At 41.3% G+C, this 26273-nt stretch carries 26 protein-coding genes and 1 tRNA gene; 18 read left to right on the plus strand and 9 right to left on the minus strand.

The window, feature by feature from the left end; translation table 11 throughout:
- Position 1: 1 nt before the first annotated feature.
- The 4 genes from BGP76_RS01945 to BGP76_RS01960 form a co-directional block, all read right to left on the minus strand.
- A complete protein-coding gene (locus tag BGP76_RS01945; protein ID WP_073119772.1) occupies positions 2-883 on the minus strand; it encodes an outer membrane beta-barrel protein in 882 nt (293 codons plus the stop codon).
- Positions 852-2543 (minus strand): DUF1501 domain-containing protein, encoded by a 1692-nt coding sequence (locus BGP76_RS01950; protein ID WP_073119770.1) that lies wholly within the window; start codon positions 2541-2543, stop codon positions 852-854. Before BGP76_RS01950 ends, BGP76_RS01945 begins: the two co-directional genes overlap by 32 nt.
- 11 nt (positions 2544-2554) lie before the next feature.
- Positions 2555-4357, minus strand: a complete 1803-nt coding sequence (locus tag BGP76_RS01955; protein ID WP_158584001.1) for a DUF1800 family protein — start codon at positions 4355-4357, stop codon at positions 2555-2557.
- Positions 4358-4515: 158 nt separating this feature from the next.
- Positions 4516-5388 carry an RNA polymerase sigma factor RpoD/SigA gene (locus BGP76_RS01960; RefSeq protein WP_073119767.1) on the minus strand — a complete coding sequence of 291 codons (873 nt, stop codon included), beginning with the start codon at positions 5386-5388 and terminating at the stop codon, positions 4516-4518.
- A 328-nt stretch (positions 5389-5716) separates the two neighbouring features.
- On the opposite strand from BGP76_RS01960, the gene BGP76_RS01965 reads away from it, so the two are divergent.
- Positions 5717-6172: a CBS domain-containing protein gene (locus BGP76_RS01965; RefSeq protein ID WP_245816794.1), complete on the plus strand. Its 456-nt coding sequence runs from the start codon at positions 5717-5719 to the stop codon at positions 6170-6172.
- Here BGP76_RS01965 and ruvC read toward each other — a convergent pair whose 3' ends face one another.
- Complete coding sequence (gene ruvC / locus BGP76_RS01970; protein ID WP_119843417.1) at positions 6173-6724, minus strand: crossover junction endodeoxyribonuclease RuvC; 552 nt, start codon at positions 6722-6724, stop codon at positions 6173-6175. It abuts the gene before it with no gap.
- Positions 6725-6787: 63 nt separating this feature from the next.
- On the opposite strand from ruvC, the gene BGP76_RS01975 reads away from it, so the two are divergent.
- The 14 genes from BGP76_RS01975 (at position 6788) to BGP76_RS02040 (ending at position 17789) form a co-directional block, all read left to right on the plus strand.
- A complete protein-coding gene (locus BGP76_RS01975) occupies positions 6788-7732 on the plus strand; it encodes a lysylphosphatidylglycerol synthase domain-containing protein (protein ID WP_119843418.1) in 945 nt (314 codons plus the stop codon).
- Positions 7729-8823, plus strand: a complete 1095-nt coding sequence (locus tag BGP76_RS01980; protein ID WP_119843419.1) for a glycosyltransferase — start codon at positions 7729-7731, stop codon at positions 8821-8823. The genes BGP76_RS01975 and BGP76_RS01980 overlap by 4 nt, the downstream gene beginning before the upstream one ends.
- Before the next feature lie 17 nt (positions 8824-8840).
- Entirely contained in the window at positions 8841-9098 is a 258-nt protein-coding gene (locus tag BGP76_RS01985; RefSeq protein WP_073119758.1) for a hypothetical protein, read from the plus strand.
- 35 nt (positions 9099-9133) lie between these two features.
- On the plus strand, positions 9134-10318 hold the full coding sequence (locus BGP76_RS01990) for a PP2C family protein-serine/threonine phosphatase (protein WP_255416031.1): 1185 nt from the start codon (positions 9134-9136) through the stop codon (positions 10316-10318).
- A complete protein-coding gene (locus tag BGP76_RS01995; RefSeq protein WP_119843421.1) occupies positions 10315-10956 on the plus strand; it encodes a polysaccharide deacetylase family protein in 642 nt (213 codons plus the stop codon). The genes BGP76_RS01990 and BGP76_RS01995 overlap by 4 nt, the downstream gene beginning before the upstream one ends.
- A gap of 80 nt (positions 10957-11036) precedes the next feature.
- Entirely contained in the window at positions 11037-12035 is a 999-nt protein-coding gene (locus BGP76_RS02000) for a glycosyltransferase (protein ID WP_158584003.1), read from the plus strand.
- On the plus strand, positions 12032-12799 hold the full coding sequence (locus BGP76_RS02005; RefSeq protein WP_119843423.1) for a TatD family hydrolase: 768 nt from the start codon (positions 12032-12034) through the stop codon (positions 12797-12799). The genes BGP76_RS02000 and BGP76_RS02005 overlap by 4 nt, the downstream gene beginning before the upstream one ends.
- A 6-nt stretch (positions 12800-12805) precedes the next feature.
- Complete coding sequence (locus tag BGP76_RS02010) at positions 12806-13882, plus strand: asparaginase (protein ID WP_073119749.1); 1077 nt, start codon at positions 12806-12808, stop codon at positions 13880-13882.
- Positions 13883-13963: 81 nt separating this feature from the next.
- Positions 13964-14051: transfer RNA gene (locus BGP76_RS02015), tRNA-Ser, on the plus strand.
- Between the two features lie 77 nt (positions 14052-14128).
- Positions 14129-14980 (plus strand): MotA/TolQ/ExbB proton channel family protein, encoded by an 852-nt coding sequence (locus tag BGP76_RS02020; RefSeq protein ID WP_073119747.1) that lies wholly within the window; start codon positions 14129-14131, stop codon positions 14978-14980.
- Positions 14981-15006: 26 nt separating this feature from the next.
- A complete protein-coding gene (locus tag BGP76_RS02025) occupies positions 15007-15324 on the plus strand; it encodes a hypothetical protein (protein ID WP_073119746.1) in 318 nt (105 codons plus the stop codon).
- 4 nt (positions 15325-15328) lie between these two features.
- Entirely contained in the window at positions 15329-15970 is a 642-nt protein-coding gene (locus BGP76_RS02030; RefSeq protein ID WP_073119744.1) for a biopolymer transporter ExbD, read from the plus strand.
- Position 15971: 1 nt separating this feature from the next.
- A complete protein-coding gene (locus BGP76_RS02035; protein ID WP_073119742.1) occupies positions 15972-16430 on the plus strand; it encodes a biopolymer transporter ExbD in 459 nt (152 codons plus the stop codon).
- 57 nt (positions 16431-16487) lie between these two features.
- Entirely contained in the window at positions 16488-17789 is a 1302-nt protein-coding gene (locus BGP76_RS02040) for an MFS transporter (RefSeq protein WP_119843424.1), read from the plus strand.
- A 66-nt stretch (positions 17790-17855) separates the two neighbouring features.
- Here the strand turns inward: BGP76_RS02040 and BGP76_RS02045 are convergent, their stop codons facing one another.
- Positions 17856-18629 (minus strand): AMP nucleosidase, encoded by a 774-nt coding sequence (locus BGP76_RS02045; protein ID WP_073119738.1) that lies wholly within the window; start codon positions 18627-18629, stop codon positions 17856-17858.
- Positions 18630-18666: 37 nt separating this feature from the next.
- On the opposite strand from BGP76_RS02045, the gene BGP76_RS02050 reads away from it, so the two are divergent.
- Positions 18667-19128, plus strand: coding sequence for a type I restriction enzyme HsdR N-terminal domain-containing protein (locus tag BGP76_RS02050; protein ID WP_245816792.1), 462 nt, complete (start codon positions 18667-18669; stop codon positions 19126-19128).
- Here the strand turns inward: BGP76_RS02050 and ald are convergent.
- Positions 19125-20234, minus strand: a complete 1110-nt coding sequence (ald, locus tag BGP76_RS02055) for an alanine dehydrogenase (protein ID WP_119843425.1) — start codon at positions 20232-20234, stop codon at positions 19125-19127. The genes BGP76_RS02050 and ald overlap by 4 nt on opposite strands.
- Positions 20235-20560: 326 nt before the next feature.
- Here ald and BGP76_RS02060 point away from each other — a divergent pair, with 326 nt between their 5' ends.
- Positions 20561-22936, plus strand: coding sequence for a thiamine pyrophosphate-dependent enzyme (locus tag BGP76_RS02060; protein ID WP_119844304.1), 2376 nt, complete (start codon positions 20561-20563; stop codon positions 22934-22936).
- Here BGP76_RS02060 and BGP76_RS02065 read toward each other — a convergent pair.
- Positions 22933-23772: a hypothetical protein gene (locus BGP76_RS02065; RefSeq protein WP_119843426.1), complete on the minus strand. Its 840-nt coding sequence runs from the start codon at positions 23770-23772 to the stop codon at positions 22933-22935. The genes BGP76_RS02060 and BGP76_RS02065 overlap by 4 nt on opposite strands.
- 74 nt (positions 23773-23846) lie before the next feature.
- Between BGP76_RS02065 and BGP76_RS02070 the strand changes: the two genes are divergently transcribed.
- Positions 23847-24836 (plus strand): acyl transferase, encoded by a 990-nt coding sequence (locus BGP76_RS02070; RefSeq protein ID WP_119843427.1) that lies wholly within the window; start codon positions 23847-23849, stop codon positions 24834-24836.
- Positions 24837-25101: 265 nt separating this feature from the next.
- Here BGP76_RS02070 and BGP76_RS02075 read toward each other — a convergent pair whose 3' ends face one another.
- Positions 25102-26265 carry a sigma-54 dependent transcriptional regulator gene (locus tag BGP76_RS02075; RefSeq protein WP_073119732.1) on the minus strand — a complete coding sequence of 388 codons (1164 nt, stop codon included), beginning with the start codon at positions 26263-26265 and terminating at the stop codon, positions 25102-25104.
- Positions 26266-26273 lie beyond the last annotated feature (8 nt).

Genomic DNA, 26273 nt, shown 5'->3' on the forward strand with positions numbered 1-26273 from the left:
GTTATCGAGAGGAGAAGGTGTTGTCAATGTATCGTAGTGGGAATATGACACTAAGAGATGCATTGATACCATTGATATTCGTTTCGTCATTAGACTCGCCGAGTGATACGAGATCGTTTTCGCTGTAGCGTTTGTCGGTATCGGTGATGGAACTCAGGCCATAGGCATAAGAGACCTCTAATACCGTTCGGATATTGCCTACATCCCACCCAAAGCCGAGTCCGGCGAGCGCACCATAATAGTTCTGGAATTCTTCTTTGACATCTACCGTGACAGACCCACCATCATAGGTTTGTGGAGTACCGGTGATATAGTCTGTGTGTTTGATGTCCGTTTTTTTGTTCGCATAGAGTGCGAAAGAATATTGAAACCCGGCCATGATGTAGGGGCGTAGCTTGCCTTGTTTGATTATCTCATAGCGGAGAGAAATAGGTAGCTCGATGAAACTTGCTGTTTGCTTTATGCTGTATTCAGTCTCGAAAGTTTCTGTATCCAGATCTCCAGTCCACTCTAAGTTACTTTTGTAGTGATACCCTATTTGCTTGAATACAGGTGTAATGGCAACAGATACCCCCTTGTGGTAGAAGGATAAATCCAAGCCTATTAACACTCCTGGTTGGCTGAAATTCTCGTAGGTTTTTTCTAAAAGCTCCGTATCGTAGTTGATCGGTGTTACCGATGAGTATCTGTCTTTAGGGTTGGGTTGGGTGAAATTGGCACCAAACTTCAACCCTAGCCACCATTGTGTCTTGAGGAAGTTTTGGTATTCAGAGCCAGGCAATCTTGGCTTCATATTGCGCTGCGCTAGCACGGACTGGCTAGACAGGAGTAGAACAGCGATTAGTGCTGCTTTACTTGCGAACAAAAAGGCGTTTCGTATCATTGAGTTTAGGTGATTTAGCTTTGATAAAGTAAAATCCAGGCATCATATTCGTGAGCTGAAAAGTGATCGTATGCTTGCCTGGCGTGATGAGACGTCTCGTAGAGCGTACTACTCTGCCTGACGAATCGATCATTTCAAAATTAACATTTTGTGTATCATTGACCATCACTATGGCTTGGACATAATTCGTTGCAGGGTTAGGGTAGATGGACTCTATCTGGAACATGCTCTTTACGTAGCTGTCCGTTCCTGTGATTACTTCTTTGATTAGATCAAGTGGCTCGTAGGTGCCACCGTCATGGCTTGGCCCTGAGATGAAGTCTCCGAACAAGATGTCATTTTGGATTACAGATTGATCCACACCCATCCACTCATGTAGGAGGTTAGCGTAGAGCTGTCGGTAATCGAACTGCATGTTGACATTGTGATTATCTAAGTCTGGGTTAGTACCATAGATACCAGCATTGACACCTGCGCCGAACATCATGACTGGCCCGCCAGTTCCGTGATCTGTACCGTATGATCCGTTAGATCCGATTCGGCGGCCAAATTCGGACATGGTTACTGACATGACGCGTTCTGACAATCCTCTGCTTCTGAGGTCTGCGTCAAAGGCATTCATAGCCGAGCTGATGTGATAGAGCAGTGCAGCATGCGACCCCAAAGTAGGATCGTAAGAGGTTGTTTGATCTGCATGGGTATCGAACCCACCGATTTTGACCAAGAATACTTTGGTTTTGAGTCCCCCACTTAATAATCGAGCAATTAGCTTTAGTTGAGAACTTAGGTGGTTTTTAGAATCTCCGTAAGGGTATTTTTCTGGATAGTCTACTTCACTTTCCTTAGTCGGTTCATATACTTTAGCAAGTCGCTTGATGTAGGTTTCTGACTTGTCCTCCAAACTCAGTAGCCAGTCCATTTCTTTACCATAAGGGCTAGAATTCAAAAAATCAGGAGGTGTACCTCTAGGATCTAATCCTTCGTCAGTAAACCCGTCCAGCCCTTCTATCAAATTGGCAAATCCTTCTGGGTTGCCTGGTAGAGAGATTGATGTTGGGATGTTTCCTTCCTGATGGAAAAGAAGAGATACGTCATTACCCATTTCCAGTGCTAATGGATCAGGCATGGTGTCGTTAGGGAATTCTTCAGGGTATTTGAGAGGGGTATATTCGTGATTAAGATAGCGGCCGATCCATCCAGATGAAAAATAGTCGTCAGACCCTCCACCCATCAATTGTATATCTCTACCTCTAAAGTGAGATCCATTGTTGTTTTCGTATGACACACCTTGAAAAATAGCCGCCTTTCCTTTGTCGTAGAGGTCTTTGAAGCCATTCATGTCAGGGTGAAGACCGACCTGATCTGCAGATGCTACCGTGCTGTCTAATGGGATGAGTGTACGACTACCAGATTTATATGGGATGGCGATGTTAGCTCTTCTGCTATAATACTGGTCGTATTTTTCTATAGGGATGACGGTATTCAGACCGTCATTACCTCCATGCATCTGTAGTATGATGAGTACATTGTCGTTGGTGCTTTGTGCAGCTAGGTTTTGGAACTCTTGCTGCGCAGCGAGGATTTGAAGCGGCACCCCTTGAAATGCGATAGGGGCGCCAGCTGCAAAACCAAGTTTCTTGATAAAGTTTCTTCTTTTCATACTCAGAGAGATTACATCAATTGATATTCTGGAGACTGTAGCATGGCGTTGAATAAGTTAGCTAGCTGATTGTCCGCTTTGTCTATGTCTGTTTGGCTGTCCCAGTTGCTCGTCCAAGCAGCTTCGGGATCAGCATCCATTGTGCCTAAGAACACCGATAGAAAATAGGTCATACGCTCTTGTGTCATCTCGCTCGTTGATGCACCATCAAAGGACGCATCGGTACTCATCGGTAGGAAATATTCGATCAAGGAAATGACTAATGTTTTGGCATCTCGTGCATCTGCTGCGGGGATATTGTTTTGCACGAATTGAATTGGACTAATGTCTCCTAAGTCTTGTAGGTCCCCAGGGGTGATGCGGTTGCGTACGAAATTGTACCGGTTGGTGAGGTAGTTTGGACTAATCCATGAGCGATTGTACAGCGGGAACTGATGGTATGCGGAGTATCCTGCCACTTCAAATGGCTCATAAAAGTCCATGCCTTGCCCTCCCATTTCTCCTAATAGCGCGCGCGTCAATTCGTAAAAACGAGCTGTATCAGTTTGTGAATTAGGCACAGCGATGTTGAAATTTTTGGTGAATCCCAGCGTGACATCCAGTGGAGATTTGATGATACTACCAAACACATCGTCGGTTACGCCACCTATGCCACCATAGAACTCTTCGGAGGTAAATAACGCTTCGAGTACAGGAGCTAATTTGAAATCATTGGCCTTGAAAATATCAGCCATATCTTGAATAACACCTGCTTGGATCGTGGGAGTTACCTCGTGGTATACATAAAAGCGATACAGTCTTCTGCAGATATGAAGTGCTGTTTCATCTTGGTCATAGATCAGGTCAATGAGTTGACTGATTTCATCAAGGACACTTTCCTCCGTAGGACTACTGCCTTGTAGGAGCTCTGGGTCTGCTTGTATGGTGGCATTTCCCATCCGAGCACTAAAGGTCTTGACAGTGTTATCATGCTGTGTCGCGATGTTACTACCTCGGATGACTCCTCGTGGGAGTTCGGTTTCGATATCTAAATTATTGAATGCGCCATTTTCTACATTGGTATCTGTGTCAAAACCAGAGAGTACTTTAGCGGCAGCTTGTACATCCTCTTCTGTATAATAGATGTAATCTCCTGGTGTGTTTGTTTCTGGGATATCCCCTTCTAGACCTCTTCCTATGGTGTAGAGTTCCAGTAGTTCTCTTGCATAGTTTTCATTGGGGCTTCCTTTTACGTTTTGACTTCCATCAAGGAATTTTAGCATGGCATTGTCTACACATACTTTCTTGGTCAAATGCTTAAAATTGACGGGGTATATGGTGTTAGGTAATATCTCTGTAGAATCGGGATCAGGATTAGGTGTAGGGACCTCTCTGTCATTAGTGTCAAATGCATAATGTCTAAATAGTGCATTTTGGTAGTAAATAGACCTTGTGTTGTTGACCTTCTCTTGCTTTGTCGTGAAGAGTGTATGCATAAAAAAGACAATGCGTTCTCGAAAGGAGTAAGAGAGTTTCTGAGTTTCGTCGACATCACTGGCGAGCATCTGTCCGATCATCCATGCATTGAGTAGCGTAGATAGATTGTCTCCATTCGCATCTGTGGGGCCATTAGTGATCCACTCCGAGCCTGTTTCTGTATCAATAGGAGGGAGAGGGTTTGGGAGATCGGTAGCAGTTAGTCTTTGGTAGGCTTCTGACGCGGTGAGGCTTGCAAACTCATCAATCTGAGTAATAGATGCGCCTGTACAAGCTCTCCTTAATAAGTGTGCGGCTCTTTTCTTTCCTAATGTCCCCGACAAGGCAGTAAACGGCATAGTGCTTTGTTTGTAGTGATTCTGATTACAAGTATAACAATATCGGGCGTTCATTGTTATATTTTATCTTGCAATAATTACATCTATGTGTTAACACATAAAAAAACCTCAGCACATGCTGAGGTTTTTTTTAATTGATGTTTTTTTAGTGACCTAAATCAGGTAGCACAGAACTCTTTCAATCTTTGGTTTTTGTTAGGTTCTCTTAGTTTTTGGAGCGCCTTTTCTCTGATTTGTCTTACTCGTTCACGGGTTAGTCCCATGATGTCCCCGATTTCTTCTAGGGTGAAAGGGTTATCAGACCCGATACCAAAGCTCATTTTAACTACTTCTCTTTCTCTAGCTGTCAGGGTAGATAGCGCTCTAATGGTTTCTACTTTCAACGAATCGTTGAATACCATCTGCCCATCAGTAGGGCCAGTAGTTTTGTTTTCTAGTACATCAAGCAATGAACCTGATTCGTCTTCCCCAAAAGGAGCGTCCATAGACATTTGCTTTACCTCAGCACCGAGTGTATTTCGAACCTCACTTGGTTTCATTTCCAGGATTTCTGCCAATTCTTCTTCGGTAGGCTCTCTTTCGTATTTCTGCTCTAACTCTGCATATGCTCTTCTGATCTGGTTGATCGCACCAGATTTGTTCATCGGTAGTCTGACGATTCTAGATTGCTCAGCGAGTGCCTGCATAATAGATTGACGAATCCACCATACGGCGTATGAGATAAATTTAAAACCTTTGGTTTCGTCAAATTTCTTCGCTGCTTTGATAAGGCCTAAGTTACCTTCATTGATCAAGTCATTGAGTGGTAAACTTCTGTTTTGGTACTGTTTCGCTACAGAAACCACAAACCTCAAGTTTGCTTTTACCAATTTTTCTAAAGCTAGATCATCTCCTTGTTTGATACGTTGTGCGAGTTCTACCTCTTCGTCTGGGGTAATCATCGGCACACTACTAACTTCCGTAAAGTACTTCTCAAGTGTGTGACTCTCACGTCTGTTAGTTATGGATTGTGTGATCTTAAGCTGTCTCATATGATATATTTTTCCTTAATTATTAGGACTTTTTGGTCGTCCCTGATGTGGGGGATGAGCTTTAAAGCCCGCAAATTTAACCTTTTATACGATTTCAATCAAATTGGTGGTCGGAATTATCTAAATTTTTATTAAATCTCTTGCCTAGATTGTAGTTGGTAAGACATTCTTTCGAAAAGAGGCTTCCTATCCCATCTTAACAAAGTACAAAATGTAGATGTTAAATCCTATTAAAATGAAGCTTTTAATGTAAAGTCTTGATTTTGAGATCAAAATACCGTAAACTCATAGGTACTATTAACATCATCATCCACTTAAACCTACAATTATGGTAATGAATTTTAAAGGCGTACAAATAGAGCAAGAAAGAGATGTCAAGTATGAAAAGATATCAGATTATATGGCGCGTGATCTCGTGACTTTTACACCTGATATGGAGATTGCAGAGGCTATTGATATTATGCTCAAAAAACGTATTTCTGGCGGGCCTGTCCTGAATGAAAAAAGGGAACTTGTAGGGATGTTGTCAGAAAAAGATTGCTTGAAAGTACTGGTGCAATCGTCCTATCATAACATACCTAGTGGTAAAGGCAAGGTGAAAGATTTCATGTCTGAAAATGTCAAAACCCTAGAGATGGATACTGATGTTGTGTCGTGTGCGAATGAATTTCTGACGACTTATTTTAGGAGATTTCCTGTGACGGAAAATGGTGTTCTAAAGGGGCAAATATCTCGCAGAGACATTATGCGAGCTGCTCAAAAAATCAAATCTACGACTTGGTAGTTACTTTATACGATTAGGGTTGTCTGCCAAGAATGCATTCCAGCTTTTGCTACTGGACTGCATTCGACCGCCCTGATAATGGTGAGTAAGTGCGACTGCTAGGGCATCGGTTGCGTCTAGAAGTTTGGGCGCATCTTGGAATTTTAATATTGATTTGAGCATGGCTGCTACTTGTTCTTTGGAGGCATTTCCATTTCCTGTTACGGATTGCTTCACTTTTTTAGGTGCATATTCTGTGATTGGGATTTCTCGGTTGAGTGCAGCTGCCATTGCTACCCCTTGCGCTCTTCCTAGCTTGAGCATTGATTGTACATTTTTGCCGTAGAAGGGAGCTTCTAATGCGACATGATCAGGATGAAACTCCTCGATGATAGAAGATACGCGTTCGTATATTTTCTTGAGTTTTATTTCGTGAGCAGTATATTTGGTTAAATGGATGACGCCAAATTGCAATATTTTGACTTTCTGCCCTGTGACCAATATGACACCATATCCCATCACGGTAGTACCAGGGTCTATGCCTAATATGATTTTTTCTTTAGTTTTTTCCATTGATCTGAATAGCATTGCAAGATAGAAAATGATCCCTCTTTTTTATAAATCAAGGCTCAATTAATGGAAACTCTGAAATCAACTAGTACAGGTGCTCGTCAGTCCTGGGTGAATATAGCCAAGCTACTGTGGGGGTGGGGGCTGCCTGTTACTGTGTTGGTGATTTTAGCGTTGCGTTTGGAGAATGGGGTGTGGAGAACTTATTCGTGGGAGTATTTAGAGATTTCTTATTTGGCGGTCGCACTGGTTCTACTGCCTTTGAATCTAGGATTGGAAGCATATAAATGGAGATACATGACTCAGTTTTCGGTAAAGCGAAAATTTGTTGATGTTTTAAAATTGGTGCTTGCAGGTCGAGCAGTGAATATGATCACACCTCTAGGTTTGGGAGATGCAGTTGTCCGTGTGGGTGATGTTGAGTCCGAACAAAGAATGAAGGCCATTGCTGTATTAGCAATGGCAAGAGTGAGTCAGATGGTCCCCACACTAGTACTGGGAGGGATGGCTACTGTGTTTTTATTGAGGCAGGGTGTAGAAGTGTTTGATTCAGGAAGGCTTCAATGGGTTTTAGTAGGGTTGGTGTCATTGGTACTGCTTGGTTTTTTGACTAGGAAGCGTGTTAGCGATTGGTTAGGGGAGTATTATCAGTATTTTATTTGTTTTGATATTTGGCAGTGGGTTACGATCCTGTTGTTGTCTTTTTTAAGATATGCGGTTTTTAGTGTGCAGTTCTGTTTGGTGTTTTATGGACTGGAAATAGGTTTGGATTTTCAGGTTGTTTTGCTAGGCGTTTTTTGGGTTTTCTTGGTCAAAACTGTCATTCCGAATATGACGATTTTGGGAGACTTGATGAAGCGGGAGATTTCTGCAGTTCTGTTTTTCTCTCTTTTTACTTCTGATTTAATGCTAATATCCGTCGGTAGTGCTGTGGTGTGGTTGATTAATATAGTGATCCCATCTGTGCTAGGTTTAGCATATGTCTCAAGATTTAGACCTAGATTGTCATGATGCTGGGGCTTATAATCGTGGTTTTGTTATATGTCACAGCATTGTTGGTGCTGATGAATGCACTACGCAGGGTCAAAAGTACTAAGACTCAGCCTTCAGAGGAGTGGGTTACAGTATTGATTCCTGTCCGAAATGAAGAGTTTTGCATCCAGAGGACGGTTCAATCAATATTGACTAATAAATATCACAACATAGAAGTACTGGTCATAGATGATCACTCTACAGACAGGACAGCGGAGATCGTTTCATCGATAGATGACGATCGGGTGTGTTTGTTGAAGCTAGAAGGATCTAAAACGGGTAAAAAGGCAGCGATAACTATGGGGGTGGATGCTGCTGCGCGAGGTGATATTGTTATTTGTACAGATGGTGATACAGTTGTAGGGGAACGATGGGTTGAAAACCATGTTACTAATCTGTTAGAGGAAAAAGTGCTGGTGTTTGGGCCTGTCAAATATTTTGACCGAGGTGGGTTTTGGACAAATTTGCTCAATACAGAATTAACAGCTTTAGTCGGGGTAGGAGCGGCTACTTCGGTATTAGGGAAAGCGAGTATGATTAATGGCTGCAACTACTCATTTAGAAAGAAGGCTTTCAAGAAGGTGGCTGGGTTTGAAGGGAATGAACATGTCGCGAGTGGTGATGATGAGTTTCTGCTCCGGAAGATTACGAAATTCTACCCAGATGGAGTTGCTTTTCTTGGAGAGGAGGGTGGTAGAGTGGAAACAGAGCCTCCAGCGAGTGTTAGACAGTTCTACTACCAGCGTAAACGCTGGGCATCTAAGTGGAAGCACCATAGGGATTTGCTATCTTGGGTCATGCCTTTGTTTGTGTTTGCCATTTATGCATTGTTTGTAGGATTGGCTTTCTACCTCTTTTTCGATCACAAGACGGAGGTCATAGGCTGTATAGCAGTTAAGCTCTTGGCTGACTGGATGTTTTTGAAGAAGTCCAGCACATTGACAGGCGTGAGATTATCTGTTTTTACTGTCTTTTGTCTCCAAATTATTTATCCCTTTTATGTGGTATTCTTTGGCATAGCTTCTAATTTTGGGAAGTTTCGGTGGAGAAGTCGAAGCTATCCTATTTGACCTTTGACTGAGATATTATGAGTGACCATGAATATGACGTTTTGGATGAATTGTATTTTTTGGTTTCATTCCAAGAACTCAAAACCAGTGTAGGGATGGAAGAGGATGAACTATTGTCCGTACTTACCAAATTACAAAAGAAGGATTGGATCAAGTGTTTTGAAGAACCAGACGTGGAGTTGGAAAGCAAGGATGTGGATTTGGAAATTAACTTTCGAAAGTATCACTACTTGGCTACTAAAACGGGGTTGAAAGCACATACGAGCACTACATGAGTTCTGAAAAGGAAATAGCATCAAACTTACGGGAATTGGAATTGAACTCGCTGTTAGAAGTGACAGAGGCGATCAATAATAACCTGCCCGAAGACTCTCTCTATAAAATCTACCACTTTACGCTACTTGCTAACCTAAAGGTTAAGAAGTTGGCGTTGTTTGTCCTAGAGGAAAAATGGGAAAATAAGGTTGTTTTTGGGGTACAGAAGAGCATCTGTGATCAGATATCTTTCACCTCATTTGAAAACCTAGACCGTACTTCTGCAATCGACCGGAACTTCAAAGAAAGCGAACATTTTGAGTATGTGATTCCGGTTTTACACAAGAAAAAACTATTAGCACTGGTATTCATAGCGGATGTGGCTCAATCTAAGGTGGGCATATCCTCTAAGTCTCCGACGACCTTTTTGGAAGCGATTACCAATATTCTGATCGTTGCGATTGAAAACAAGAAATTGGCTCGAAAACAACTCGAACAAGAGGCTTTGACGAGAGAGTTGGAGATTGCACAACAGGTACAACAAAATTTGTTTCCTAAGTCACTGCCCCAATCAGACCTATTAGAGATAGATGCTGTATATCGACCACATCACAATGTAGGCGGAGACTACTATGATTATGTATTGATAGATCCAGATCAATACATGGTATGCATCGCCGATGTATCTGGCAAAGGTGTGCCAGCGGCACTGATGATGTCTAATTTTCAGGCATCTCTGAGGACATTGGTGCGACAGACGGATGATTTGGAGACGATTGTCACGGAGCTGAATTATCAACTCAATGGAACTGGTAATGCAGATATATTTATCACGTTTTTTGTAGCATTATACAATAGAGAAACACACGAACTGCGGTATGCCAACTGTGGACATAATCCACCGTTGCTTGTTTCGTCTGCAGGTAAGTTGCGTATGCTCACCAAAGGAACGACTGTTCTAGGGATGTTCAACCCTTTGCCATTCATCGCGACGGAGGTGATTTGTGACGTGGATAGCTTTGATCTGTTCTGTTTTACGGATGGGTTGACGGAGGCCGAAAATCTGGACGGAAGTGAGTTTGGCGAAGAGAAAGTAGAGGCAATCGTAGCGGAATATCACGATCAATCTGCCTCAGACCTGAATCAAAAGATGCTTTTAGCGGTAGAAGAATTTCGAGAAGGTAAAGCATACAGAGATGATATCACGCTACTAGCAGTGAAGCAAAAGCCAATTCATTGATTCCTTTTTATTTTCAACGGATACCTCGGTTTATTCAATGGCTATGGCCTTCGATATTGTGGCGAGGAAAGGGGGCGAGTGATGAACTATACTTGACTTTTGATGATGGACCAAACCCCAAAACTACACCAGTTATCCTGTCTATATTAGCGGATTTTGAGGTTAAGGCTACCTTTTTCTTGTCAGGGAGTGAAACCGAAAAATATCCTGAATTGGTGAAGGAGGTGGTTGCAAGGGGGCATGTTATTGCGAATCATGGTTATAAGCACGTCAGTGCACGAACTCAAAACACGGAAGAATGGTGGGACGAAATTCAGCAGACTGAAAAGCTGTTGTCGACTTATGATTCTCATTTGGCGTGTCAGTATCGGCCACCCTATGGTTTGTTGACATGGCGACAGTGGCGTTTTGCGCAAAAGAGCGGGTATACTTTATCTCTGTGGACAATGATGCCTGGAGACTTTGATAGTAAAAAATCTAATCAAGACTGTTTAGATACTTTGGTTAGAAAGACCCAAGCGGGTGACATTATCGTGCTACATGATAATGAAAAAGCTGTCAGTCGGTTAAGTGAAATTTTACCGAAGTATCTTCAATATGCCAAGTCCGAAGGTTTTCAGTTTAAATTGCTGGAATGAGTCTTTTAGAAGTCACAAGCTTAGTTGTCGCGTGTATACCCATATTGATCTATCTTATTGTATTGAGTTCAGAAAGGGGCATGAAAGAGAGGTCTGGAGTAGAAGAAGAGATGCTCCCGATGGTCTCTATATTGATTTCTGTTCGAAATGAATCCACGAATTTGAGACGCTTATGTGTGTCATTGCAAGAGTTGAATTACCCTACAGATAAGTTTGAAATACTTATCGGAGATGATGGGTCGGATGATGATTCTTTGGCTATCCTTAGTGAATATGCACAGTCTCATTGGCGGATATTCTCTTATCATCATGATGTCTATGGGAAGCAACAGACCTTAAAAAAATTGTACCAAGAAGCTAAAGGGGATGTGTTTTTGTTTACAGATGCTGATATGTCTATTCCGTCAGGATGGGTCAGTACAATGCTGAGAGGTGTGGATGAAGGTAAAGTGCTGCAATTGGGGCTGACGAAAGTCCGAGAAACTGGATGGTTCAGTGTGTTTCAGTCCATAGATTGGGTTTCAAATCAACTCTTGATCAAATGGCTATCCGATAGAGGGATGTTCCTTACTGCTTGGGGCAATAATATGTGTTTGAGCAAGTCAACGCTAGAGGCTGTGAGGTTCGAGTCATTGCCCGATTCGGTGGTAGAGGACGTGTCATTGATGAGAACGATGATTCGGTTAGGAGGTGAGGTGCGTGTAAATGATGATGTGGAAGCTATAGCTATCACTCAAGCCGAGATCAGTTTCAAAAGTGTGATTCAACAACGTATGCGTTGGTTGCAAGGAGTCGCAGAGTTGCCAATTCGATACAGTCTATTGGCTTTTGTGAAGATTTTGTTTTTGCCATTGGTGCTTTTTTTGAGTTTTTATCAGCCGGTATGGCTACTCTTGATACTGGCCAAAGCACTCGTCTTAACGTTACTGTTGTATAAAAATCAATTATTGAATTTGTCATTCAATAGGTTTGTTTCTATATGTTTCATTGATTTATATGAAGTAGCGATATATTTTTCTTCTTTTGCACTGCATGTCTTACCAGTAAAATTTGAGTGGAAAGGGAGAAAATACAGATGATAGAAACACACGCACATATTTATTCAGATCAGTTCAAAGAAGATATAGATGAGGTGATCGATAAGGCTAAGGAGTCAGGTGTTGATCGCATATATATGCCCAATATAGATAGTGGATCGATAGATGCCATGTTAGAGATGGAGCACCTGTATCCAGGGTATTGTATCCCGATGATAGGCTTGCATCCATGTTCGGTCAAAGCTGATTTTGAGAAAGAACTTTATATCGTAGAGGATTGGTTGTCTAAGCGAGATTTTGTTGCTATCGGCGAGATGGGGACAGATTTATATTGGGATAAAACGTTGTTTGAGCAGCAGAAGGAAGCTTTTAAAATACAGTCCGACTTAGCCGTTAGGTATGAGAAACCAATTGTTATTCATTGTAGGGAATCGATGGAGGAGACGATAACGCTACTCGAATCATATCGAAATACAAGTTTATTCGGAATCGTTCATTGTTTTTCGGGATCCGAAGAACAGGCTAGGCGCATTATTGATCTAGGGTTCAAACTCGGGATTGGGGGAGTAGCGACTTTCAAAAATGGAGGGTTAGAGCCTGTGATGCAGAATATTTCGTTGCATGAGATGGTTTTGGAGACTGATAGTCCCTACTTGGCACCTGTGCCGTATCGAGGCAAACGGAATGAGCCAGCTTACATTCGTCAGGTAGCTCAGAAGATTGCCGACGAAAGAAATATAGATATAAGTGAGGTGATAGAGGCGACTACTGATACGGCTATGTGTATATTTGAGAACAACAAATAATCCAAATTGAGTAAGAATTATAAAGTAATAAATATTGCGACTTCATCAGAAGCGCCCAAGTCTTCAATACTGTTGATTTATACAGGAGGGACATTTGGGATGGTGTATGACGAAGATGGTTCATTGGCCCCATTTAACTTTTCACTAGTTATTGAAAAAATCCCTGAACTACAGAGCTTGGACTTGAAATTGACAGTGATATCGTTTCCAGAGCCTGTGGATTCTTCTAATGTGAATACAGAGCATTGGCACGCAATGGCCGAAATAATCAAGAGTTACTATAACCAATTTGATGGTTTTGTGATTCTCCATGGTACCGACACGATGGCGTATACGGCTTCAGCGCTTAGCTTTATGTTTCGGGGGCTAAACAAACCTGTGATACTAACTGGCGCACAGATACCTATAGGAGCAACACGGTCTGATGCACGTGAAAACTTGATTACCGCATTAGAGATTGCTTCTAAGAAGAATGAAGGGCGACCGATGGTCAATGAAGTAGCGCTTTACTTTAACTATTATCTGCTAAAAGGCAATCGTTCCCAGAAAATAAGGAGTAGCAATTTTGCAGCTTTTGAATCTGAGAATTATCCATATTTGGCTGAATCGGGAGTGGAGATTGTTTTCAATGAATCTTTCTTGAAACCACATGAAACTCAGCAGCGCCTAGAGTACTACCCTAAGTTAGATCCTAATGTAGTGGTATTGAAGATTTTTCCAGGGATTACGCAGGAAGTAGTGAAGAGTATATTGAATATCAAAGGACTAAGAGGAGTAGTCATAGAGTCCTATGGATCAGGTAATATGATGACATGGGAATGGATGAGCAACCTGCTTCGTGATGCAGTTGCTCGTGGAATATTTCTCTACAATGTATCCCAGTGTATGGGGGGTAGTGTGGTACAGGGACGTTATGAGACCAGCAAGATGCTGGACGATATAGGGGTCATCAGTGGACATGATATTACGACCGAAGCAGCCTTGGCCAAGCTAATGCATTTGTTAGGCACAGAGCAGAACGTAGATATAATAAAACAGAAGCTAAATATCGCAATACGAGGAGAATTGACCGTATTAGAGTAGCTTGCCAAAATTGTAAGGACTTCCTTGCATATAGCAATAATTTGTAATTTATTTGTCGCTTTGAGAAAACTAAAAGTTAGAGGAGAGGTGGCCGAGTGGCTTAAGGTGCTCGCTTGGAAAGCGAGTGTACCCCACAAGGGTACCGGGGGTTCGAATCCCTTCCTCTCCGCGCTATTTAGTGATTTGGAAAAGCATATTTAGATAACTTTTAAAACCTTTATTTGAAGATTTATTAAAAATTGGACTATGAAAAGAGTAGTAATTTTATTGATGATGACGGGTGTGTTTACTTTGGGACACCTTCAGTCAATGGCACAAACAGAAGAAGACTCGATGATCGAGTCACAGGGAGATTCTACAGAACTAGTAGATGGTGATAGTAGTACAGTCGAAGAAGCTCCGATTCAAGAGGAAGTTGTCGAAGAGGTAGCTGTCGTTGAAGAAGATTATGTTGAAGAAAAACCTGGGTTTCACCAAATTGTAAAAGAACAGTTCATCGCAGGTGGATGGGAGTTCATGGGTATTGTATTGTTATGTTTGATCCTCGGATTGGCTGTAGCTATCGAAAGAATTATTACACTAAACCTTGCAACTACTAACACGAAGAAGCTTTTGTCTCAAGTAGAAGACGCATTGGCTGCTGGTGGAGTAGAAGCTGCTAAGGATGTATGTAGAAATACACAAGGTCCTGTTGCTTCAATCTTTGTACAAGGTTTGATGAGAATGTCAGAAGGTATCGAAATGGTAGAGAAATCAATCATTGCCTATGGTTCTGTTGAAATGGGTAAATTGGAAAAAGGAATGACTTGGATATCTCTATTCATCTCATTGGCTCCTATGCTTGGTTTCATGGGTACTGTAATCGGTATGATTGGTGCATTTGATGCTATCGCTGAGGCGGGTGACGTATCTCCTGCATTGGTTGCTGGTGGTATTAAAGTTGCACTTTTGACTACAGTTGGTGGTTTGATCGTTGCGGTTATTCTACAGTTGTTTTACAACTACCTTGTATCTAAAATTGATTCTCTCGTCAACTCTATGGAGGACGCTTCTATTTCTTTAATAGATATCTTGGTTAAGCATTCTGCTTCTAAATAAGATTTTCACATTAAAAGAATAAGAAGATGGATTCAATAGATGTTGCATTATATATATCGTATACGTTGACAATATTGGCAGGCTTAGCAGCCATTGTCTTCCCAATTATTAATTCAGTAAGTGACCCTAAATCTTTGGTGAAAGCTGGAGCTGGATTGGGAGCATTGCTAGTGATATTCTTGATTTCTTGGGCGATTTCTGGTTCAGACGTTACTGCTGCTTATGCAGATTTAAGCCCAAGTCTCTCTAAGTTTATTGGAGGATTGTTGACTATGATGTACGTTTTGACTGGTTTAGCACTGGTTGGGATTGTATACACAGAAGTTTCAAAAGCAATAAAATAATATTATGGCGAAAGGCAAAAATAGACCGGCCGCTGAGGTGAACTCGGGTTCTATGGCAGACATTGCCTTCCTTTTGTTGATTTTCTTCTTGGTAACTACCACGATAGCGAACGACAAAGGAATAGCGATGCTTTTGCCTCCTAAACCGGACCCAAATGAGCCACCTCCGGAGGTGACGAAAAACGATAGAAATATCTTTAAGATTCAGGCAAATTCCATGGACAAACTTCTAGTAGAAGATGAGCCTATGAGAGACGTAACTGAGTTGAGAGGTATGATTAAGGATTTTATTCTGAATTTCAGAAAGCCTTCTATAGAGGGAAAAGAACTCTATAACTCTTTGCCAGCTTCACTGAGAAGTCATGTGAATAGTAAAGGAAAGAAGGATAATTCTTCGGACGAACCTGGTGAAGCTGTTGTTTCATTCAAGGCGGATAGAGGGACGAGTTACGAACTCTATATCCAAGTACTGGATGAGATTAACGCAGCATACAATGAAATTTATGGTCAGAGAATTGGATTGACTGCTGAAGAGTTTCTTCAGTTGGACAAGAAAGATCCTGAACAAAAGGAATTGTATCAGCAGGCAAGACAGGGTATTCCAAGAGCGATTTCGATCGCGGAACCAAATAAAATAGGAGGGTGATATGGCAAAGTTTAAGAAGAATTCTAACACGACGCAGGAAATCCCTACCGCTGCACTACCAGATATTATCTTCATGTTGTTGTTTTTCTTTATGGTAACGACCGTACTTAGAGAAACTTCAATCATGGTAGAGCAAACTTTACCTAAGTCTACTCAGTTGAGTAAACTAGAAAGAAAGTCTCTAGTGAGTTATATCTATATCGGTAAGCCAACAAAAGTGGATTTATATGGTGAACAACCAAAGATTCAGGTTAACGATGTATTTATCGAGGCTACAGACGTGGTTAGGTTTGTGAACCAAGAAAAGGATAAATTGTCTGAGGTAGAAAGAGATCAGATTACTATTTCGATGAAGGTGGATGTGGAAGCCAAAATGGGAATTGTGACTGATGTACAACAAGAGTTAAGAGAAGCGAATGCGAGAAAAGTACTTTATAGTTCTTTGAAGCGTTTGGATTGATATTAAATCTCATATAAAGTTAAAAGCCTCCTCTTTTTGAGGAGGCTTTTTTGTGTTATGACAGAATTGAAAAAATTAACGCATGCTTGGTGCATGTACGACTGGGCTAATTCATCGTATCTGCTCGTCATTACTTCTACTATTTTCCCCATCTATTTTAATAGTATCACGCGAAGTGTGTTTGGAGGAGAGCAGGTAATGTTTTTCGGACATCAGATGACGAATACGGTTCTGTATTCTTATTCGGTATCAGCAGCTTTTTTGATAGTCGCCATTATTTCACCGTTGCTGTCTGGTATAGCGGATTCAGGAGGGCGTAGACTGATGTTTCTTAAGATATTTACTGCGATAGGTTCTATAGCTACTTTTTCACTCTATTGGTTTCGAGGTTATAACGTAGAGTACGGTATTATTATGTCTGTTTTGGCAGGAGTAGGCTATTCTGGGAGCTTAGTTTTTTATAATGCTTTTTTGCCAGAGATTACGACTAAGGATAAGTATGATAAGCTAAGTGCTCGGGGGTATGCTTATGGCTACATCGGTAGTGTGATCTTGTTGGTTATTAGTTTTGGTATCATTATGTCGTATGAGTCATTTGGTTTTGTAGAGAAGTCATCGGCTGTGCGTGTTTCTTTTTTGATGGTGGGTGTGTGGTGGATGGTATTTGCTCAGTACAGTTTTTATCACTTGCCGTCTGATGACAAATCTGCCAAGAACGAGCAAAGTTGGTTCAAAAGGGGTAACCAGGAGATTATGAAAGTGTATCGATGGGTAAAAGACATGCCGTCGATTAAAATGTACCTCATTGCTTTCTTTTTCTATAGCACAGGGGTGCAAGCGGTCATGCATTTGGCGGCATCTTTTGGAGAGAAGGAATTGAGGTTAGAGGCGAATAAGTTGATCATTACGATCGTCATCATTCAAATTGTAGCGATACTCGGGGCTTATGTTTTTGCAGCTGTTTCGAAGCGATTTAATAATGGGATTTCAATACTGATTATGCTAGTGATATGGGTAGGTGTTTGTCTTTTTGCTTATCAGACGCAGACCGCTTTGGAGTTTTATGGGCTGGCATTCGTCGTGGGGTTAGTGATGGGAGGTATTCAATCTATATCTCGTTCTACTTTCTCAAAACTGATTCCTGAAAATTCGATTGATAACACATCTTTCTTTAGTTTCTATGATGTGGTGGAAAAACTGTCAATTGTTTTTGGGACATTTTCATTTGGGTTTGTAGAATATCTCACAGGCTCTATGCGGAATAGTACATTGGTTTTGGTTTTTTATTTTTTGATTGGAATCGCTCTGCTTTCTTTTTCAGGTTTTCTTAAGAAGAAAATATATACCGGAACTGTTTAAATCCAAGACTATATAGTTTGGTTGAATTACAGTTCCAATATGTTAGTAAAAAGGGGGAGATCCTAGTTAATCAAAGCGCATGTGCTTAACTGAATCACCTGAATTGGCTAGTTCCATCAACGAGTCTATCCCAATCTGAAGATGCTTTTGCACGAAATTACTGGTGACTTGCTTGTCAGAGGACTCTGTTTTGACGCCCTGAGGAGTCATGGGGTTATCCGAAACGAGTAGTAGTGCCCCTCTTGGAATTTCGTTGATGAAGCCTACAGTGAATAAAGTGGCAGTTTCCATATCTATGCCCATGGCTCTGATTTTTCTCAAGTATTTTTTGAATTTCCTATCATGTTCCCATACTCTGCGGTTCGTGGTGTAGACAGTTCCCGTCCAGTAGTCTAACTCATGTTTCTTGATCATAGATGAGACGGCTCGTTGCAGCCTAAATGAAGGGAGTGCGGGAATCTCTATGGGCATATAATCATTGGATGTCCCTTCTCCTCTAATCGCCGCTATGGGCAGGATAAGGTCGCCTAGTTGTGTTTTTTTCTTCAACCCACCGCACTTGCCTAAGAACAAAACAGCTTTTGGGGAGACTGCTGATAGTAGATCCATAATGGTAGCAGCAACTGCACTGCCCATACCGAAGTTGATGATGGTGATGTTGTTGGCCGTTGAGGTTTGCATCGCGCGACCTTCTCCAGTTATAGGAGCATTGAATTTCTCTGCAAACAAGTCTATGTAGTTGGAGAAGTTAGTTAGGAGGATGTATTCTGCAAATTCGTCTAGTTCTAGACCTGTATATCTGGGGAGCCAGTTTTCTGTTATTTCTTGTTTTGTTTTCATTGATTCAGGGTTATTAATTGTTGATGTTTGTGTGTAAATGAGCAAAGAAACTATGGAGCGACTCAACTTACCTCCTTTTAATTTTAATATACGAGAATCTACTGAGGGGAATGAAATTTGGGACGAATTTCGTAAGAAATATATTGTGTTAACCCCTGAGGAGTGGGTGCGTCAAAATTTTTTGAGATTCCTTAATCAGTACTTGTCCTATCCTAGAACACTGCTCAAAGTGGAGGGGAGTATGAAATATAATAAGCTCAGTAAACGTCCAGATATTGTAGCCTATAGTTCATCAGGTGCTCCGATAATGTTGGTAGAGTGTAAAGCGAGTTATGTGAAGATAACTGAAGAGACGTTTAAGCAAGCGTCAGTGTATAACAAGGTTGTGAGGGCTCGTTACTTGGTCGTAACCAATGGTTTACAACATTTTATTTGTGAGCAGAACTTTGAAACGGGAACCTCTTTGTTTCTTAAAGAAATTCCCGTTTATCAAGTCTAAAGATAACTTTCTACACTCGCGTAAGGTAAATCAAATGCTTCTGCAACAGCCTTGTAGACTACTTCTCCTCTGATGATGTTGAGGCCTGGCTTTAATTCCGAATTCTCTTTGCAGGCATTTTGCCAGCCTTTGTTAGCCAATTGTATTGCATAGGGCAGTGTCGCATTGGTCAGAGCCAAAGTGGAGGTATATGGCACAGCACCTGGCATGTTGGCAACACTGTAGTGCACCACATCGTCGATGATGAAAATCGGGTCTTGATGTGTCGTAGGTTTAGTGGTTTCCATGCATCCACCTTGATCAATTGCTACGTCTACTAGTACTGTACCAGGGCGCATATCTTTCAACATATCTTTGGTGATCAGTTTCGGTGCTTTTGCTCCAGGGACTAATACAGCACCAATAATAAGGTCGTGATCTTTGATCAATTCTCGAATGTTGTATTCGCTAGACATAAGTGTCTTGACATTGGCAGGCATCACATCGTCTAGGTACCTGAGCCTTTCTAGACTGAGGTCTAATATAGTGACATCTGCACCTAGACCAGCGGCCATTTTAGCGGCTTCAGTACCTACCACTCCTCCACCAAGAATCATGACTTTAGCGGGGCGTACACCTGGAACTCCTCCGAGGAGTATACCTCTGCCTTTTAGTGGTTTTTCGAGGAATTTGGCTCCCTGCTGTATGGACATACGTCCTGCTACTTCCGACATTGGGACGAGTAGCGGAAGTGTCCTATTCTTTTCCACAGTTTCGTAGGCTAGACATACAGACTTGCTCTTGATCATGGCTTTGGTCAAGGGCTCATGAGAGGCAAAGTGGAAGTAAGTGAAGAGTAGTTGATTCTCTTTGATCAAATCGTACTCGGGCTCGATAGGTTCTTTGACTTTGATGATCATTTCAGCGATCTCATACACTGACTCGATCGTAGGTAGAATTTTAGCACCTACACTGAGGTACTCCTCATCTGGGAATCCACTGCCTTCACCAGCCGTATGCTGAATATAGACGTGATGACCATGTTTTAGGAGTTCTTTGGCTCCAGCAGGAGTCAGTGCAATGCGATTTTCGTTGTTCTTAATCTCTTTGGGTACTCCGATTATCATTTTCGTATTTTTATGAGTTGTTGCTTAATTTTTGGTCTTTTTATTGCTTCAGTTAATCAGAATTTTATTCTAGAATTATTTTTTTTAACCAGTATTATTTGATCTAATCTTTTAATAAGGTAAAATATTATTAATAAATAATTTATAAAGCGAAATAATATTCTGTTATGTTGATTTTGTTGTTGATAAATATAATATTATTTTGTTTCAAAGTAAAAGGAATTTGAAAGCTGACCCTGTTTATTTATTTTTGCCAGTTCCAGTGCTAAACGAATATTTGGATCAAAAGTGTTAAAGTGAAAGTAGCCGTCAAAACATCATACCGAATGCCCACTAAAAAAGAGATATTAGAAGATTATCGCCTAGCGATGGAGAGTAGGGAGATAAGTTATATCGGACGAAAGGAAGTTTTCATGGGTAAGGCGAAATTTGGGATTTTCGGTGATGGTAAAGAACTAGCACAGATCGCATTGGCCAAGGTGTTTAGAAATGGAGATTTTAGATCTGGCTATTACAGAGATCAGACTTTCATGATGGCGATAGGCCAACTGACCTCTCAGCAATTCTTTGCTCAGCTATACGCCCATACTGATGTAGATGCAGAGCCTGCTTCGGCAGGACGTATGATGAATGGCCATTTTGGAACACGAACTATTCGCGAAGACGGGGAGTGGAACGACTTGACGAAGATGAAGAATTCTGCGTCGGATGTTTCTTGTACTGCTGCTCAAGTACCTCGACTGCTAGGTTTTGCTTATGCTTCTAAGTTGTATAGAGAAAACCCTGCTTTGCATACTGCGACCAAATTTTCTGTGAAGGGTAATGAAGTGGCTTATGGTACCATAGGTAATGCTTCTACTGCAGAGGGGCATTTTTTTGAAACTATGAATGCGGCGGGAGTACTTCAGGTGCCGTTAGTCATGGCTGTATGGGATGATGAATATGGTATCTCAGTACCTAATAAATATCAAACGACTAAAAGCAGTATTTCTAAAGCCATGGCAGGCTTTCAACGTGATGCTGAAAACAAGGGGATAGAAATACTAACTGTTAACGGGTGGGATTATGTGTCACTGGTAGAAACTTTTGAGAAGGCTGAAAAAATAGCAAGAGAGGATCATGTGCCAGTATTGGTGCATGTGTTGGAGATGACCCAGCCACAAGGGCATTCGACATCAGGATCACACGAAAGATACAAATCTAAAGAAAGGCTGGACTGGGAAAACCAATATGACTGTAACAAGCAGTTTCGTCAGTGGATATTAGATCAAAATATAGCAACGGATCAAGAGTTAGATGTTATAGAGGATGAGTGTCGTGAATTAGCTAAGAATGCTAGAAACGCGGCATGGAACGAATACAGAGATTCTTTGCAAAAGGATATTGATACGGCAGTGAGTGTGATAGATTCGATGGCTGACCGTAGTAGATCAAGAAACAAACTACTCTCCATAGCCAAAAGCCTCAGAGAGGGACTCAATATCAATAAACTCGACGTTACACGTGCTAGCAAAAAAGCACTGAGACTAGTGCGTGAAGAGCCCTCAAAAAGTCGTGACATGTTGATTTTTTGGCTCAAAGAATTAGAGCAAAAAAGACACGACGAGTATAGTTCAGTACTTTATAGTGAAACCAAATACTCAGCGCTCAAAGTGCCAACGGTAGCCCCAGAATATAGCGAGCAATCCAAAATGGTAGACGGTCGTGAGGTGATGCAAGCATGTTTTGATGCAGCATTAGAGAATGATCCTCGTGTGTTTGCTATCGGTGAAGATGTAGGAAAGATAGGGGATGTCAACCAAGGTTTTGCAGGGTTGCAGGAGAAGCATGGTGAAATCCGTGTAACGGATACTGGTATTCGAGAAACGTCTATTATTGGGCAAGGAATCGGTGCAGCACTAAGAGGTTTGCGCCCTATTGTCGAGATACAATACCTTGATTATTTGTTGTACACGATACAGACACTTTCTGATGATTTAGCGTCACTGAGCTACCGAACTAAAGGCGGACAGCGTGCACCATTGATTATTAGAACTCGTGGGCATAGACTAGAGGGTATTTGGCACTCTGGTTCTCCGATGGGGATGATTATCAATGCTATTCGTGGGGTCTATGTATTGGTGCCGCGTAATATGACGCAGGCTGCGGGTATGTATAACACGATGTTGAAATCAGACGATGCGGCGTTAATTGTCGAGAGCCTCAATGGTTACCGTTTGAAGGAGCGACTTCCTGATAATGTCGGTGAATACTGTGTGTCAATCGGACAGCCTGACGTGCTACGAGAAGGTAGAGATATCACCGTGGTGACCTATGGATCGATGTGTCGAATCGTAATGGAGGCCGCCAGTCAGCTTGCAGAGTATGGTGTGGAGTTAGAGGTAATAGATGCACAGACGCTTTTGCCTTTTGATGTTAATCACTCGATAGTAGAGTCAGTCAAGAAAACCAATCGTCTCATAGTGGCAGATGAAGATGTGCCAGGTGGAGCTTCTGCGTATATTTTGCAACAAGTACTTGAAGAGCAAAAGGCATACCAGTATATCGATAATCTTCCGCTTACCATCACGGCTAAAGACCATAGACCAGCCTATGGTTCAGACGGAGATTATTTCTCTAAACCCAATGCAGAGGCAATCTTTGATAAGGCGTATTCAGTGATGAATGAGTTTGATCCAGTTAACTATCCTTCGATATATTAATCTGAAGATCTGGAAATTAGTTCAGGAATCGTAAAAACGGGAGATTCTACCACATTGCTTTTGTTTAGCTTTCTGTCTAGTACGTAAAATTTCAATTTGAAAGGATAGTTTCTTAAAGATATAATGAAGCCATTTGATATCATGGCGTATTTGATTGTACCCTGTAGGGATGTGCCAATGTTGTCTTCGTCTAAGACAGGAAACCTACCATTGAAACTTTCTCCACAGCCAAATTCGTTAACAATATAAGCCCAGTCCAGCAGTTCGAAACCATTGCCACGATCCCAGTAGTAGCTGACATGCATGTTGTATCGATTTTCGTTCTTGACTATAAAAAGTGTATCCAAGTGGTAATCATCACTACCTGGAAAATTAGCGGGAGCTCCTTGTTCTATATAGGTATCTCGATCCATGTTGATCCTGAGTGTATCGTAATCATCACAGCTATAGCTAGGCCTGCTGTCATCTTCACTGTAGAGAGTGGTATTGGATGAACCAGGGACTTGCTGGTAGAATGGGGGGGTGACATCTGTTGCATTCAGTGTAACAGCTCTACCACTGTCATCTACAATAAAATCGAAATCATGAAAAGGGGCATTGGTCTCAAAATCTCTGATACCTAAATCACCATCACCATCTTCAAAATTGAATGAAAGAATAAGAGAATCTGGAAACCCTTCACGTTCTACCTCGACAAATTGAAGCCCCTCGAACGAAATATGAGGTGTGGTTGGGAAAGGATCGGGTTCTTCACAGGCTACCATCAGCCCTATAATGATGACTATTATTAGACCAAAAGTCCCTTTTATCTTCCCTATAACTTCCACTCTGATCATTTAATCTTTTACTTTGGATAAAAATAGCAATGCATCACTAATTCTAGCTGCATAATCCATACTTTTTTAAACCTATGAGACTGATAAATAGTTTCAAACAAGAATTTTTAAAACGAATAGCAGGTGATTTCGAAGAGTTTTCTTTGGCATTGTTTCGTGCACAAGGCGCAGAGAACGCTGTGTATGCTCAGTATCTAAAAGGTATTGGTCGAACAGTTGATTCTGTAAAGAAAGTTGAAGAAATACCCTTTATGCCCATAGAGTTTTTTAAGTACCATGAAGTGAAAATGGGGCAGTGGAATGCCGAAAAGTACTTTCATAGTAGTGGCACTACTGGAATGAGAAAAAGTAGGCATTTGATTGAAAACCTATCGTTTTATGAGCAGAATGCACGGCGCATATTTACAGCCTTTTATGGTGATCCTAGTGAGTACACAGTATTTGCACTACTGCCTTCGTATCAAGAGCAGGGGCATTCTTCGTTGATTGCTATGGTGGATTATTTGATGAAGGAGTCTGGGTCTTCTGCTGGAGGGTATTATTTGAATAACTATGATCAGTTAGTTCAAGATATAGTTAACGCCATGAATTCTTCACGTAAAGTGATTTTGTTTGGGGTTGGATATGCCTTGTTGGATTTGTGCGAGGCGTGTAAAGAGCCTTTAGATGGACTAACGATCATAGAGACAGGTGGTATGAAAGGACGGAGAGAAGAATTGACTAAGGAGGAGTTTTATAATATCATGAAAGATCAGCTGGGTGAAATTTGTATCGATTCTGAATATGGAATGACAGAGTTGTTATCACAAGCTTATTCCAGAGGAGGGAGTCGGTATTATCCAGCGGATAGTATGCGCGTCATGGTGAGAGATATCAATGACCCATTTTCAATTGTTAGAACTGGTGGTACAGGAGGGTTGAATATTATAGATTTAGCCAATATTCATAGTTGTGCATTCATAGAGACGAAGGATTTAGGTAGATGTTATGCCGATGGTAGTTTTGAAGTTTTGGGGCGTATTGACAATTCAGAAATACGTGGGTGCAATTTGCTAGTGGTCTAGCCGTTTATTATCAAAAGAAGTGTCGAATAGCAATTTGGCTTTTGACTAAAATGTATTTTTTTATATATATTTAAGCTTTAAAATGTCGCAGGTAATTGATAAAGAATAAAATATGAAAATCAAAGCACTAATACTGGCCTTAGCAATTTTTGCAATGAGTGCATGCACGCAAAGAACATGTCCTACATATGCAAAAGTAGATACGGAAAATTCGGAATTGTCTAAATAATATTATCAGACCTTGAAGATATATATGCGGATATACTTATTGTATATCCGCATATTTTTTTACGTGCATTGCTGTGATTTCTTGATCACTCATAATGACTAGGCGCTCTACTACATTTCTTAATTCTCTAATATTGCCTGTCCATTCTCCTTTTTGAAGCAATACTATAGCTTCATCAGTCATGCTTTTGGGGCTAGTACCGTGGCTATCGGCGATATCTACTAAGAATTTGTCCACCAATAACGGGATATCATCTGTGCGGTCTTTTAGTGCTGGTACTTTTATAACTATAACACTTAGGCGATGATATAGGTCTTCTCTAAACCTGTTTTCGGCTATTTCTTTTTTGAGGTCTTTGTTGGTAGCTGCAAGAATTCTTACGTTGACCTTAATCTCTTTTTCTCCCCCTACACGTGTGATTTTATTCTCTTGTAAGGCGCGAAGTACTTTTGCCTGAGCAGATAGACTCATGTCCCCAATTTCATCGAGAAATAAAGTGCCCTTGTCTGCTTGCTCGAACTTGCCAATGCGTTGTTTCACAGCAGAGGTAAACGATCCCTTTTCATGTCCGAATAATTCACTCTCAATTAGTTCTGATGGAATAGCGGCACAGTTGACTTCTATGAGAGGATTTTTAGATCTTCCACTTAACTTGTGCAGTGCATTGGCTACTAGTTCTTTACCTGTCCCGTTTGCTCCGGTAATAAGCACGCGAGCCTCGGTTGGAGCTACTTTTTGGATTGTCTCTTTGATCTCATCTAGAGCGGTAGACTGTCCTACAATCTGCATGGAGCTGGAGACTTTTTTGCGCAGGGTTTTGGTTTCTTGTATTAGATTAGATTTATCTAGGGCGTTTTTGATGGTCACCAAAAGACGGTTGAGATCTGGTGGTTTTTGGATGAAATCGTAGGCTCCTTTTTTGGTCGCTTCGACGGCTGTCTCTATAGTGCCGTGCGCGGATATCATGATGAACTGAGGGGAATGATCAAGTTCTTTGGCTTTTTCAAGGAGTTCTAGACCGTCCATTTCTGGCATTTTGATGTCGCATAGTGCTGCATCATATTCGGCACTTTCCAGCATCTTGAGAGCTTCTAGACCATTTTCAGCTTCATCGATTTCATAGTTTTCGTATTCTAAGATTTCTTTGAGCGTGTGACGGATGCTTTTTTCATCGTCAATAATCAAAATTCTTTTTGCCATAAGTGTTT

It is taken from the genome of Reichenbachiella sp. MSK19-1, assembly GCF_003590315.1.
Classification (GTDB): Bacteria; Bacteroidota; Bacteroidia; order Cytophagales; family Cyclobacteriaceae; genus Reichenbachiella; species Reichenbachiella agariperforans.

What these genes read in the sequence shown, in the direction of transcription:
- BGP76_RS02070 (WP_119843427.1), top strand. Translation starts at nt 23,847, where the DNA reads ATGAGACTGATAAATAGTTTCAAACAAGAATTTTTAAAACGAATAGCA.
- BGP76_RS02050 (WP_245816792.1), top strand. Translation starts at nt 18,667, where the DNA reads ATGAGCAAAGAAACTATGGAGCGACTCAACTTACCTCCTTTTAATTTT.
- BGP76_RS02045 (WP_073119738.1), bottom strand. Translation starts at nt 18,629, where the DNA reads ATGAAAACAAAACAAGAAATAACAGAAAACTGGCTCCCCAGATATACA.
- BGP76_RS02065 (WP_119843426.1), bottom strand. Translation starts at nt 23,772, where the DNA reads ATGATCAGAGTGGAAGTTATAGGGAAGATAAAAGGGACTTTTGGTCTA.
- BGP76_RS01945 (WP_073119772.1), bottom strand. Translation starts at nt 883, where the DNA reads ATGATACGAAACGCCTTTTTGTTCGCAAGTAAAGCAGCACTAATCGCT.
- BGP76_RS01955 (WP_158584001.1), bottom strand. Translation starts at nt 4,357, where the DNA reads ATGCCGTTTACTGCCTTGTCGGGGACATTAGGAAAGAAAAGAGCCGCA.
- BGP76_RS02020 (WP_073119747.1), top strand. Translation starts at nt 14,129, where the DNA reads ATGAAAAGAGTAGTAATTTTATTGATGATGACGGGTGTGTTTACTTTG.
- BGP76_RS01980 (WP_119843419.1), top strand. Translation starts at nt 7,729, where the DNA reads ATGATGCTGGGGCTTATAATCGTGGTTTTGTTATATGTCACAGCATTG.
- BGP76_RS02000 (WP_158584003.1), top strand. Translation starts at nt 11,037, where the DNA reads ATGAAAGAGAGGTCTGGAGTAGAAGAAGAGATGCTCCCGATGGTCTCT.
- BGP76_RS02035 (WP_073119742.1), top strand. Translation starts at nt 15,972, where the DNA reads ATGGCAAAGTTTAAGAAGAATTCTAACACGACGCAGGAAATCCCTACC.
- BGP76_RS01950 (WP_073119770.1), bottom strand. Translation starts at nt 2,543, where the DNA reads ATGAAAAGAAGAAACTTTATCAAGAAACTTGGTTTTGCAGCTGGCGCC.
- BGP76_RS01975 (WP_119843418.1), top strand. Translation starts at nt 6,788, where the DNA reads ATGGAAACTCTGAAATCAACTAGTACAGGTGCTCGTCAGTCCTGGGTG.
- ald (WP_119843425.1), bottom strand. Translation starts at nt 20,234, where the DNA reads ATGATAATCGGAGTACCCAAAGAGATTAAGAACAACGAAAATCGCATT.
- BGP76_RS01965 (WP_245816794.1), top strand. Translation starts at nt 5,717, where the DNA reads ATGGTAATGAATTTTAAAGGCGTACAAATAGAGCAAGAAAGAGATGTC.
- BGP76_RS02040 (WP_119843424.1), top strand. Translation starts at nt 16,488, where the DNA reads ATGACAGAATTGAAAAAATTAACGCATGCTTGGTGCATGTACGACTGG.
- BGP76_RS02005 (WP_119843423.1), top strand. Translation starts at nt 12,032, where the DNA reads ATGATAGAAACACACGCACATATTTATTCAGATCAGTTCAAAGAAGAT.
- BGP76_RS02075 (WP_073119732.1), bottom strand. Translation starts at nt 26,265, where the DNA reads ATGGCAAAAAGAATTTTGATTATTGACGATGAAAAAAGCATCCGTCAC.
- ruvC (WP_119843417.1), bottom strand. Translation starts at nt 6,724, where the DNA reads ATGGAAAAAACTAAAGAAAAAATCATATTAGGCATAGACCCTGGTACT.
- BGP76_RS01960 (WP_073119767.1), bottom strand. Translation starts at nt 5,388, where the DNA reads ATGAGACAGCTTAAGATCACACAATCCATAACTAACAGACGTGAGAGT.
- BGP76_RS02030 (WP_073119744.1), top strand. Translation starts at nt 15,329, where the DNA reads ATGGCGAAAGGCAAAAATAGACCGGCCGCTGAGGTGAACTCGGGTTCT.
- BGP76_RS01985 (WP_073119758.1), top strand. Translation starts at nt 8,841, where the DNA reads ATGAGTGACCATGAATATGACGTTTTGGATGAATTGTATTTTTTGGTT.
- BGP76_RS02025 (WP_073119746.1), top strand. Translation starts at nt 15,007, where the DNA reads ATGGATTCAATAGATGTTGCATTATATATATCGTATACGTTGACAATA.
- BGP76_RS02060 (WP_119844304.1), top strand. Translation starts at nt 20,561, where the DNA reads ATGCCCACTAAAAAAGAGATATTAGAAGATTATCGCCTAGCGATGGAG.